Origin of the sequence: Candidatus Nanosynbacter sp. HMT-352, from assembly GCF_021222645.1 — a bacterium.
GTDB lineage: Bacteria > Patescibacteriota > Saccharimonadia > Saccharimonadales > Saccharimonadaceae > Nanosynbacter.
Genome location: NZ_CP089520.1, coordinates 199,545 through 211,706, shown reverse-complemented (window position 1 = coordinate 211,706; position 12,162 = coordinate 199,545). Strand labels below are relative to the sequence as shown.

General features: G+C 44.6%; 10 protein-coding genes and 2 tRNA genes. 9 read left to right on the top strand and 3 right to left on the bottom strand.

Annotation, left to right across the window (positions count from 1 at the left end; translation table 11 throughout):
- Positions 1-2: 2 nt before the first annotated feature.
- Both LR957_RS01095 and LR957_RS01090 read left to right on the top strand, forming a co-directional pair.
- Positions 3-788, top strand: coding sequence for a carbohydrate kinase family protein (locus tag LR957_RS01095; RefSeq protein ID WP_232273154.1), 786 nt, complete (start codon positions 3-5; stop codon positions 786-788).
- A gap of 129 nt (positions 789-917) precedes the next feature.
- A complete protein-coding gene (locus LR957_RS01090; RefSeq protein WP_232273153.1) occupies positions 918-1,085 on the top strand; it encodes a hypothetical protein in 168 nt (55 codons plus the stop codon).
- Positions 1,086-1,094: 9 nt separating this feature from the next.
- On the opposite strand, the gene LR957_RS01085 is transcribed toward LR957_RS01090, so the two are convergent.
- Positions 1,095-1,181: transfer RNA gene (locus tag LR957_RS01085), tRNA-Leu, on the bottom strand.
- 103 nt (positions 1,182-1,284) lie between these two features.
- Here LR957_RS01085 and LR957_RS01080 point away from each other — a divergent pair.
- Complete coding sequence (locus LR957_RS01080; protein WP_232273152.1) at positions 1,285-2,682, top strand: sortase; 1,398 nt, start codon at positions 1,285-1,287, stop codon at positions 2,680-2,682.
- Positions 2,683-2,690: 8 nt separating this feature from the next.
- Here the strand turns inward: LR957_RS01080 and LR957_RS01075 are convergent, their stop codons facing one another.
- Positions 2,691-4,187 carry a PEGA domain-containing protein gene (locus tag LR957_RS01075; protein ID WP_232273151.1) on the bottom strand — a complete coding sequence of 499 codons (1,497 nt, stop codon included), beginning with the start codon at positions 4,185-4,187 and terminating at the stop codon, positions 2,691-2,693.
- Positions 4,188-4,276: 89 nt separating this feature from the next.
- Between LR957_RS01075 and LR957_RS01070 the strand changes: the two genes are divergently transcribed.
- Genes LR957_RS01070 through LR957_RS01050 form a run of 5 tightly spaced genes read left to right on the top strand, consistent with a single transcriptional unit; the run spans position 4,277 to position 9,825 of the window.
- Positions 4,277-5,299: a DUF4367 domain-containing protein gene (locus LR957_RS01070; protein ID WP_232273150.1), complete on the top strand. Its 1,023-nt coding sequence runs from the start codon at positions 4,277-4,279 to the stop codon at positions 5,297-5,299.
- A 29-nt stretch (positions 5,300-5,328) separates the two neighbouring features.
- Positions 5,329-6,774, top strand: a complete 1,446-nt coding sequence (gltX, locus tag LR957_RS01065) for a glutamate--tRNA ligase (protein WP_232273149.1) — start codon at positions 5,329-5,331, stop codon at positions 6,772-6,774.
- 38 nt (positions 6,775-6,812) lie between these two features.
- Entirely contained in the window at positions 6,813-7,919 is a 1,107-nt protein-coding gene (locus tag LR957_RS01060; protein ID WP_232273148.1) for a DUF3048 domain-containing protein, read from the top strand.
- Positions 7,910-9,436, top strand: coding sequence for a sensor histidine kinase (locus tag LR957_RS01055; protein ID WP_232273147.1), 1,527 nt, complete (start codon positions 7,910-7,912; stop codon positions 9,434-9,436). The genes LR957_RS01060 and LR957_RS01055 overlap by 10 nt, the downstream gene beginning before the upstream one ends.
- Positions 9,437-9,444: 8 nt before the next feature.
- A complete protein-coding gene (locus tag LR957_RS01050; protein WP_232273146.1) occupies positions 9,445-9,825 on the top strand; it encodes a response regulator transcription factor in 381 nt (126 codons plus the stop codon).
- Between the two features lie 114 nt (positions 9,826-9,939).
- On the opposite strand, the gene LR957_RS01045 is transcribed toward LR957_RS01050, so the two are convergent.
- A tRNA-Glu gene (locus tag LR957_RS01045) sits at positions 9,940-10,014 on the bottom strand.
- A 117-nt stretch (positions 10,015-10,131) separates the two neighbouring features.
- Here LR957_RS01045 and LR957_RS01040 point away from each other — a divergent pair.
- Positions 10,132-12,114, top strand: a complete 1,983-nt coding sequence (locus LR957_RS01040; RefSeq protein ID WP_232273145.1) for an ATP-binding protein — start codon at positions 10,132-10,134, stop codon at positions 12,112-12,114.
- Positions 12,115-12,162 lie beyond the last annotated feature (48 nt).

Genomic DNA, 12,162 nt, shown 5'->3' with positions numbered 1-12,162 from the left:
ATATGAAATTTTGGCAAAAACAAGAACCAGGGAAGCCACTTTTTCCAGATGTCGAATGGAACAAGCCAGAACGACGCGACCAAGCAGGAAAATTAGGAATCATCGGCGGTAACAAATTAGGCTTTTTGGCGGTGGCAGAAAGTTACCAAGAGGCGCTCAAGGCTGGCGTAGGTGAGGCTCGCGTTTTACTCCCTGATGCCTTGAAAAAAAATGTTCCCGCGAATATGACAGACGTTTTATTCGCACCGACGAACCAGTCGGGAAGTTTGGCAAACGAAGCACTTGACGAGGCGTTGGTGCTGGAAAGATGGGCAGACGTATTGCTATTATGCGGCGACGCTGGACGGAATAGTCAAACGGCAATTGTCTACGAAGAATTGATCAAAAAATCAGAAATTCCCGTCGTGCTGACGCGAGACGCGATTGACCTTGTGCAGAATAGTTTTCAGGAAATTTTGGACAATCCGCACGTGGTTTTCATAGCAAGTCTGGCACAAGTTCAGAAAATATTCCGCGCAATTTATTATCCAAAAATGATTACGTTCAGCATTCAATTGTCACAACTCGTTGAAGCGCTTCACAAATTCACCATCACATATCCCGTAACAATTTGCGTTTTTCATGCCGACAATTTAATAATCGCCCACAGCGGAGAAGTCGTCACCCAAAAATGGGACGCACCAATGGCAATTTGGCGGGGAACCGTCGGCGCCCGCGCCGCAAGCTACTTGATTTGGTCGCCGAAAGCACCGCTAGCAGCAATCAGCACCGCTATTTGCAAAATGTAGCTTCTTATAAATATCCGATTGACATTACGTACAATTAGTTATATGATACTAACAAGCTTTCGTGACTTGTCAAAGGGCGAAAGTAGCCCTTGGTCGTGAGTGCAAGAACACTTCTCGAAAGGAAGCGTCATGAAAAAAATCGGACCCCTCGTCATCGTGGTCGTGGCAATCGCGATGATCATCGCCATCCCCACCCTGGCCGGAGCGGTAGTCGGGATGCTAATCTCATTCATGTTCGCCATAGACGTCAGTTTTCTTTGCATAAAAAATCGCCCAAAATGGACGATTATCACCTGAAGCTGCCTCTGGTACCGCGGGCCGGACTTGAACCGGCACGAGCTATTGCTCACCAGATTTTGAGTCTAGCGCGTCTACCAATTCCGCCACCGCGGCACAAGAGAACGCTCCAAGCTACCGTACGATTGTAGCACAACTAGCAATTTCTCACAAGCACGACTTTTATTTGATGTCGATTTGACGTATAATTAAAGAAGTTATGTATCCGACGGATGATCAATCAAACGGTCGAGTGGGCATGCCGGTACCAGATCAGCGCCAACCCCTCACGCCGCCAATGCGCAACTCTACAGCTTCGCAAAATGCCGCTGCAGATGTTATTCGTGGACAGCTTGACGCTATTTATTCCAGATCAGAAGAGCAGAGTTCCGCACCAGAAAAACCTCAGTTACAGCCATTTTCCGCTCAATTACAATCAAAACCCGAAGTCCGACCAGAACAGCCCAAGGCGCAAATATTCAAACATCAGCAAATCTCAACAACGCCACAGCCAGAGCCGAAAAAAGATACCGTAAATCACGCTATGCGAACGGCGCCAATTACCCAAACCCAGACAAATCTGCAAAACAACAACTCCGCATCCGCAAACCAAACCGCTCAAACTCAAAATTCAACCATCCACACTCAAGTTTCAGCCGACCAATGGAAACAATACCACAGCGCTTGGCAGAAATATTATCAGATGTATTACGAGCGTTACTACGCGGGTGACATCGCGGCAAAAAACCGGGAGATTTCTCGATTGACGAAGGAAAGCCAGAATATCACACCAGTAGTCAGTGAAGACGAGCCTCTGGATCCACAAAAAGCAGCCATAAAAGAACTCCGCAGCCAAATTCAGCAAAAGGTTCGCGACTCCGCAAATAAAGTGAAAAAATCCCGACATTTTGTTCCGGCGATTGCTGGATTATCGGTACTATTAGTCTTCATATTTTTACAATATAACCGCGTTATTTTCGGCGCAGTCGCAGCCTACACGACACCTGGTGCAATTAACCCACAAAACATCATTGTCGATGCCTCTACTGACGTAACTGTGGGACCTGAACCTAGGATTATTGTTCCAAAGATTAACATTGACGCACCAGTTATTTACGGCGCCGCCAGCGATGTAAAATCACAATCAAAAGCCATGGAGAAGGGAGTAGCTCACTTTTCAATTCCTGGCGCCAGCGCCGTGCCAGGCGAAGTTGGAAATGCCGTATTTGCCGCACACTCCAGTAATGACGCTTTTGCTAGCGGTGATTATAAATTCGTCTTCGCTCAAAATGAAAAGTTGACCAAGGGTGACGTTATTTACATGAATTACAATGGAAAGCGCTACACCTATAAAATAACATCTACAGAAGTTGTTATGCCTACTGAAGTTTCAAAAGTTCAGATTAATACGAATAAGCCAATGCTGACACTTGTAAGTTGCGTGCCTTTAGGGACTGCAGAAAAGCGACTTCTTATCTTTGCGGAACAGATCAGTCCAGACCCAAGCAAAGCTACCGCAGCATCAGAATCCAGCTCAAATCAACAACAAGGAAGTAAGTCAAATATTCCAGGAAAACCCGAGCCGACTCTGCTTGAGAAATTATTCGGTGGTCGATAAACTAACTATTAATTAAATAGCCCGATTGAACCGGTGTCCATATTCATTTTACTCAGGACAATTTTTCCATAAGCATTGGTCGTCAATCCGTAAACGTATCGCTGATTTGAGGATAAAACAGAATCCAAACCAGGCTTAACGCTTATCAACGTATGAGTGTTCGTGCCATCAAACTCACGAATTTCCATTTTTCCCGACGCAGAAACGCTACGAATATAGAAATTATCAAGCCACTTCACTTCCTGCGCCACACCAATATTAAACGCGCTCGACAATTCTTTACGCTCCAAATCATAAGTCTGCAGTACCGCGCCGTTTTGTGCCACGATAAATCGCCCAGCATTGTCCATCATAACGTTTGTAGTCGCATTGTCAGTTTTAATGGTCTTTGCCGTTTTTAAGAACTCTTTTTGGCGGTCCTTAGAATCCGAAATGTCGCCTCTATAAATTGTCATATTTTTGCCATCAGCCAAGACCACGGTGTCTTTATTAAAATAACGAGAAATTCGAATTACCGGAGTAGAATCAGTAGCAAAAGTGCCAATCACAAATGGTTCTTTCCAATCTCGCTTCCAAATTCCTGCCACTTTTTTACCGTCAATAACAGCCAGGTAGGACAAACGATCATCGCCATAAAGCTTGAAAGATTCGACGCCAACTAAAATTGGACTGGAAATTGTCGAGCTATCAAGATCAACTCGCCTCAATTCGCCAGTTTCCTGCAAAGCGTAAACCGTGTGCGCGCCAGTTCCCGCAAAGCCGATTTGCTTAATTCCAAAACCAGTCATCGCCGTTACGTCAATAATTTTCTCTGGATTTTCTCTGTCAAAAACTAGCCACTGAACACCCGTAGTGTTATTTTCTGCTGTATACGAATGCTTCACCAGCGCGTAACGAGAATCGCGGTCCCACTCCGACACAGTAAACGTATGATTGTCAGAAGACAGGGAATAGCCAGCCAAAACGCTCGTGCTTAATGTATGCTCCGTGAACTTTTCCTTATCTTTATTCGTGTCGCGAATGTCGCCAATTGTCAGAATCGGAGTTTTATCTTTAACGCCAAATCCCATCAAGAAATTACCAGCTGGCGACAGAGAAACAGATTGCAATGAGTCAAACGTTTTTACTTCGGTGGTTTCGCGTTTTGTCGGAATCAGTCTGGCGTAATTCAAATTTGTCACTGTATCAGATTTAATATTCAACGTTTTTTGCCACAGTTCATATTTATCCAATTTCATCGAAAAAGTGTGCTTACCAGGAAGAACAGTGCTTTTCGTCGAAGTGCGGCGCAGTTCCATGTCGTCAACATAAACTAGCGCCCCGCCAGGATGTGATTCATATTGGACAAGTCCAGTCTGTTGCAATTCTTTCGTATTTGGATCAAACGTATAGCCGAGCATTCTAAACGTCAAAAACGTAAGAAGAATTATAAGTGATAATGTCATCAGCGTGTACACAAAGGTCCGCCGCGCGAGCTCTTTAGTGCGATTCTTTTTCTGGTACATAATTACGGAAATTATAACATATTTTTACACTTGAAAAAACCTTAGGCGATTTGTAATATAATATACAGGTATAAACATTAGGGGGATTAATGGCAAGTAAAAACTACGTAGTAATAAACGGGCGAGCTTACAATACTATTACTGGAATGGTAATGGATAATATTGACGCAAAAGAAACTGAGGTAAAAAAAGAACAATCAATCAGTAAGCGTGGTGCATCTGTATCAAATATTCACACCACACACGTCCAGAAATCTAGCACATTGAATCGTCGACACGTTAAAATGCCGCAGCGTACGCCATTGGCTGCCAAACCCCAGAAAACTCGCGTTGACGTGAAGCAACATGTTGCAGTGAAGAAGTTTTCTACGCCAATTGTCAGCAAGCCAGCTCCTCAGAAAATTGCTATTAACCGCCCAGCCGAAGCTCACCCCGTTACTCGTCGCGCCCAACAAAGACCTCTTAGCGTTAACACTAAATTGCGAAAAGAACGCCAGCCTCTGGCTATGAATAACAATCCGTTTGTCGCCGTCGCTCCGCAAAAAATAGAAAAGCCAGTCGCAAAAACCGCTCATCAATTGAAAAATGAAGCAATCGAAAAAGCTTTGTCGAATGAGATTATTAGTAACAAAAAAGCACGTCGACGTCAGAAAAAGGGCGGCACATTACGCTGGTTGAACACATTTTCTGTTGGTTTTGCGGTGATGCTACTAGGTGGCTATTTAACGTACCTGAGTATGCCAAATATTTCTATAAAAATGGCCGCCGTTCAATCAGGAATTGACGCCAAATACCCAGGCTACAAACCAGACGGCTACGCCCTAAACGGCCCTATCAAATTCAAATCGGGCGAGGTCTCTATGAAATACGCCTACGCCGACGGAAGTTCAGAATACACCATAACCCAACAAAAAAGTGGTTGGAATTCATCAGCAGTGAAAGAATTTTTCTCTGAAAAGCACAAGAATCCAAACACCACAATGATCGACGGATTGACAATTTACAGCAGCGGAAAAGAAGCGGCTTGGGTGAACGGCGGAATTTTATATCAGATTAGCGGCGACGCAAACCTCTCAAGCAGCCAGATTGAAAAAATTGCCACTAGTCTGTAACTCATCAGATAACGTGCTATAATTTACTCATGACTATTAGAACTCGTTTTGCACCAAGTCCGACTGGCTATATTCACTTAGGCAACGTCCGCACCGCGCTATACACATACCTTGTCGCCAGGGCGCATCAGGGAGATTTCATCTTACGCATTGAAGACACAGACCAAGCTCGGTTCGTTGAAGGCGCGGAAGAAATGATCTTGGAAACCTTAAATTGGCTAGGATTAAATTGGGACGAAGGACCAAATCTTAACAATCCAAAAGAAGAGTCTGGCAATTTTGGTCCATATCACCAGACAGATCGCCGTGATATTTACATAAAGTGGGCAAAGAAAATGATCAGCGAAGGACTAGCTTACGCCGACCCATACACGCCCGAAGAAGTGCAAGTTTTCCGCGACAAAGCCAAGGCTGAAAAGCGCGCATTTTTATATCGCGACCATCGACCAGAGAATCCACCAGAATGGCAGCTCGGAATGCCGCTACGCTTCAAGGTTCCAGAAATTAAGCGATATTCTTGGACGGACGCCGTTATGGGCGAGTTGTCGGCTGGCCCAGAAGCTCTGGACGATTTTATTCTTATCAAAGCGGATGGTCTACCAACCTACAATTTTGCGCACATCATTGACGATTTCGAAATGCAAGTTACGCACGTCATTCGCGGCTCGGAATATATTGCCAGCACGCCTAAATATCTATCGCTTTACGAGGCGCTTAAAATTACGCCACCAATTCTGGCGCACGTGCCACACATTATGGCGCCATCGGGAAATAAAAAACTTGGCAAGCGTGACGGCGCTAAAAGCGTAACTGAGTATCGATCAGAAGGAATTTTGCCAGAAGCGATGCTTAATTTCTTAGCGCAACTCGGCTGGAACGACGGTACGGAGCAGGAAATTTTCAGTAAAGCCGAACTGATTGAAAAGTTCTCACTCGACCGCGTTCAAAAATCTGGCGCGCGATTTGACGAACAACGACTCATTTGGCTGAACGGCCAATGGATCCGCTCGCTTAGCTTGGACGATCTTTACTCTCGCTGCCAATCATTCTGGGGCGAAGAAGCCAAAAACGCTGATGAATCGTATAAAAAGCGCGTTCTGGAATTGGCGCAAGATCGCTTGAAGACATTGCAAGATTTGCCAAAATTAACGAGCTATTTCTTCGTCGAGCCTGAAATTGACACGGAATTAATTGACGGAAATAAGCAACTTCGTAAATTGACCGACGACGAGCGACGAGATTTATTGTCAATTGCTCGCCAAGAATTCGAGAAAATTACAGATTGGACGCCAGAAGCAATTCAGAATTGCCTTAATCAATTACTGGAAACGACGGGGCAGAAGCCGGGGATTTTGTTTAGTCTGGTGAGAATTGTGACGACGTGGGCGCCGTTTAGTCCGCAACTTAACGACACGCTGGCGCTAATTGGCAAGGAAAAAACTCTGCAAAGAATCGATAATTATCTACAAAAATAGTTTATTCGTGCGCCGAAAATGCTATACTAAGCATAAGCATGAATGTTGAAAAAATAGATAAATCAGGACAAAAAAAGAACGTCTGCTGGGAATCGTTCAAAGAATGGGTAAAAAAGCATATTCTGGCGATTGTGCTCGTGGTGAGTGCGATGGTTATTGCTGGAGTTTTCATAATTGCAATTCACTCAATAAAATACGAGCAGACCGCTAGCGTGGAACTGAAATTGCCAGCCAAAAAACCCGCGCCGAAGAAGTTTTATTCGCCGCTAACTGGCGTGGAAATCGCAAACGAAGCCGTCACAAAGCTACCCGTAACTGGCGTGATGATTGAGAATAGTCCAGCCGCCAGACCGCAGTCAGGACTGAAGAAAGCTGGCGTGGTTTATGAAGCCGTGGCGGAGGGCGGAATCACTAGGTTTTTGGCTATGTATCAGGGAGAAAAACCTGCGCTAATCGGTCCAGTGCGAAGCTTAAGATTATACTATTTGAGCTGGGCGGCGCCATATCAAGCATCAATCGCACACGTTGGCGGAAGCCCCAACGCTTTATCTCAAGTCAGAAACGGCAATTATCGCGACATCGACCAGTTCTTTAACGACGGATCGTATTGGCGATCTCGCGACCGCTACGCGCCGCACAACGTCTATACTTCAGGAGAAAAACTTGACCAATTGAATAGCGCAAAAGGCTATAACAATTCCGAATTCACTAGCTTCGCGCGAGCAGACGGCAAACCTGTCGAATCACCAAACGCCACATCTGTAAGCATAAACCTCAGCGGCTCACTCTACAATACCTCATATGCTTACGACAAGGCGTCGAATTCTTACCTCAGGAGCATGGCTGGCGCGCCACATACTGATAGGGAAGATGGGCAAATTACTCCAAACACTGTCGTAGCTATGGAAGTTGGTGTTGAAGCTCGGGCTCAAAATTACGATGGCTACGAAGATGTCAAAACGACAGGATCCGGCAAAGCTTACATTTTCCAAAACGGCACAGTCGCCACCGCCACTTGGTCAAAAGCGGACATAAATTCGCCACTTAAATTGACAGACGAATCTGGAAAAGACGTCGCCTTAAATCGCGGACAAACATGGATTGCAGTCTTCACGCCAGGAAGAGGAAGTGTTTCATGGCAATAGATCCAAAATCTAAAACTCTAAGAGAATACAAGCAGTATTATTATCAAAAAGTCATATTAATATTATTATCGGCAAACGCCTGCGTTTTATTAGGTCTAGGGGTCACTCTTCATTTCACAGCCATTTCCATGTCTCAGATGAACTTCTGGATTATTATTTTAGTTACGATAGTTTTGCAAATTATATTTTCAATTTCTATCGTTAAAATTATCACCGCTCCGCTTAATAAAATTCTGGCGGCACTGTCTCATAAAATCGGCGAACTAACCACCGACACTCCGCCAAATCCTAACGATAAACGCTACGAAAAAACTGGATTTAAGACGGCGCTTCAGGCAATTTATGGCGATTATCAGCCAGAGCAAAAACCAACTAGTGACAACGACAAGCCAAAAATCCCGCTCACTCAAGCTCTGAATCAAGCCAGCACTGGCGTCGTGATTCTTAATTCCAATCAGAAGATTATCTTCGCCAATTCTGCCGCCCCGATTTCCAGGAACGCGAAAGGCGAGGATTTTCTGGCGCTTGATTTTCTAAACGAACCGAGTATTTCCGATTGGCTTCACGAAATCGCCAATGAGAAAATTAAAGCCGAGCGCCGTTGGCAACGCATTAGCACCAACCCCGACATCATCCAAAAAACGCGAATATTCGACATTGTGGCTTCATTCGAAAAAGGCGCCGCCGCCGAAACCGTCATTTTTCTCATCGACAAGTCTAAAGTATATTTGCCAGAAGAAGAGGACCTCAATTTTATCTCATTTGCCGCTCACGAACTTCGCGGGCCGATTACAGTTATTCGTGGATATCTGGACATTATCAACGAAGAGTTTGCTGGACGCTTGCAGGGCGATGAAAGGCAACTTCTTGATAGGTTGGTCGTTTCGTCCAATCGCCTGTCCAGCTACATTGATAATATTCTTAACGTTGCCAGATATGATAGACACCACTTGAAGGTCTATTTGCTGGAAGACACTGTTGCTAATATTTACGCCTCGATTGCTGATGACATGCAGCTTCGCGCCTCAACTCAACACAGAATGCTTAATGTTAATATTCCAGATGACCTCCCAACGGTAGCCGCCGATCACGGAAGTATCGGGGAAGTGATTGGCAATCTAATTGACAATGCCATTAAGTACAGTTTTGAGGGTGGGTCCGTAACCGTTTCCGCAGAGCAAAAAGGCGACTTCGTGGAAGTGTCTGTCGCCGATAATGGAATTGGAATGCCGGCGAATGTCGTGGACAATTTGTTCCACAAGTTCTATCGATCGCACAGATCACGCGAGGCTGTAGCCGGGACGGGAATTGGGCTTTACATCTGCAAAGCTTTTGTCGAATCTCACGGCGGCTCGATAATCGCTCGATCCCGCGAAAACGAAGGCTCGATCTTCTCGTTCACTTTGCCAATTTATGCTACAGTTAAAGACAAATTGCTAGAAGACGGGCAGCTGAATAATCAATTGATACGAAAGGGTGGCGGCTGGATAAAAAATCACGCCATGTATAAGGGCTAGGAGGAATTATGATAAAGACAATTTTATGCGTGGAAGATGACCGATTTATTGGCGAAATGTACGTCAGAAGCTTGCAAAAAGCGGGATATGACGTGACATGGGTAGTTGATGGAAATGACGGGCTAGTGGCGGCGCGCAACCAGAACTTTGACTTGATAATCTTAGATTTGATGCTACCAGAACAACGCGGCGACCAGATTTTAGACGCACTGAGAAATAACAATGTCGATTTGGTTCCGAATAGTAAGATTTTGATTATGACCAATTTTGAGCAGGACGAAGCTTCGCGTAGGTCTGTCATGAGTCGTGTTGACGGATATCTAATTAAGGCTGACATTACACCGCGGAATTTGATAGATGTCGTCAAGCAAATGAGTAGTGACGACTAAAAATATTTTGACGCAATGAAAAATGAGGTTTAGGATATTCACACAGAATGTCTGAACTGTAAATGATTCAAGATAATAAAAAAGAGCCCCTTACAGACTCTAAAATAGCATTATTGGTGACCCCACCGGGAATCGAACCCGGGTTGCCAGGATGAGAACCTGGTGTCCTAACCGCTAGACGATAGGGCCGTAACTCCATGGATTATACCATGGAAAGGGAAGGCTTGTCTACTTTTTCGCATCCATACAGCCTCTATATCATATTTATCACTTGAGATTTTCCTGAAAATTCGTCATAATAAAACTATGAAAAAGGGCGGGATTTACTTTAAGCCTCACGCGATTTCCAGATTTTGGTTAAGACGGTTGTGTGAAGTTGCATTACTAAGTTGTTTTACAATTATTCTTTTATATGCATGGGCGCGATTTATACCGACCGGTTATCAATTGCCAATCGGATTATCCGTCTCAGATTTGGCGGCTGGCGTAGCAGGAATCGGCAGCTTAATTGTGCTGATTTTATGTTTTTGGCTTCCCAGAAAATACGAAACTGAAATCGGAATTTTCGTATATTTGTTAACTGTCGCCGTCGCCGCAGTCACCATAATTACCAGCGGCGGAGTCGTTTCACCATTCCTAGTTATGTGGATTATCGTGGCAATTTTTGCAGGATTTTTCGGCGCAATAATCTCAGGAATAATGGGGCTTTTGGTTATTTTACAGATTATAGCCACTAGCGTTCAACAGGGAATAAACATACAATTCATCATCGGCTACCTCTTCTTCGGATTTTTACCTTTGATTTTCAGCCTTGTTTTATGGATTCGCCGCCAAAAAACCGACGACAACACATCCAGCTTGGAGAATAAACTTTCCGCCGTTGAAAGTAAGTCTGATGTAGTGATTAATGCCATCGACGATGGCGTTTTGGCTATTTCCAAAGATGGCAACATCGAACTGATAAATCCATCCGCCCAACAAATCATCGGCTGGGACCAAGGCGATGCGCTCGGGCTTAACTGGAAAAGCGTCTTAAAACTCGTTACTTCAGACGGAAAAGACGTAGAAGACCTCGAAAATCCAATAGTCCAATCCTTATCAAAAAACCAGCCAACACACAACGATAAATTATTCCTATTGACTAGCTCTGAAAAACGCATTTTAGTGTCAATCGTCAGCTCTCCAGTCGGCACAGATGGCGAAGGGATCATCGTAGTTTTCCGCGATATCACTAAAGAAAAAGCCGAGGAGCGTGAGCAAGCCGAGTTTATTTCCACCGCCAGCCACGAGATGCGCACGCCAGTTGCATCAATTGAGGGCTATTTGGGTCTGGCGTTAAATCCAGCCACCGCTCACATCGACGAGAAAGCCCGCGACTTCATCACCAAAGCCCACGAATCAGCGCAACATCTGGGACGATTGTTCCAAGATCTTCTTGATATCAGCAAAGTTGAAGACGGGCGAATGAAAAATAACCCGAAGATCATCAATGTAAACGAATTTTTGAAGGATATTTTTGATGGCTTAGCGACGAAAGCTAACGAAAAGCAGCTCAATTATATCTTCATGCCAGACATAATTGATGAGGGCAAGGAGAAGTCATTGCAACCGATTTTTTATGCCAATATTGACCCTGACCATTTTCGGGAAGTCGTCAGTAATTTAATTGAGAACGCCATCAAGTACACGCCGTCGGGCGAAGTTGTCGTCAATGTTACCGGCGACGATAAGCAGATTTCTGTAAGCGTGAAAGATAGCGGCATTGGCATTCCAGCCGAAGATATTCCGCATTTATTCCAGAAATTTTATCGAGTGGACAATTCCGACACGCGAGAAATTGGCGGAACCGGTTTGGGGCTATATTTGAGTCGTCGCTTAGCCGAGGCGATGTCTGGAAATTTGCGAGTTGAGAGTAAATATAAAGAGGGAAGTACTTTCTATTTGGAAATTCCTCGTATGAGCAGTTCGGACGCAAAACAACACCTAGAGTCTACGAAGATTGAAAAGGCTGAAGATCTAGCGCCAGACTCTCTAACTTCAGAAAAAACCGAAATTGCTACAGAAGAAAAGACGGAAGATGTCGCAATTGAAAATAATAGCGAAATTGTCGATTCAAATCCAGCTGCAATCGCAACTCCAGAAAATCCAGCTCCAATCACACCCACAGTCCCGACGACCCAGTTAGAAATTCCACAACCAGCTAGAAATTCTTCCGAGCCGACGCTGGCTGAAATTGAAGAAGAATTGCGCAGAAAGCGTCAGCAATTGTCTATACCTGGACGCGAATAATAACCATAAGGGCTATGGATTTTTTGTCAAAACTTCAGTATAGTATAA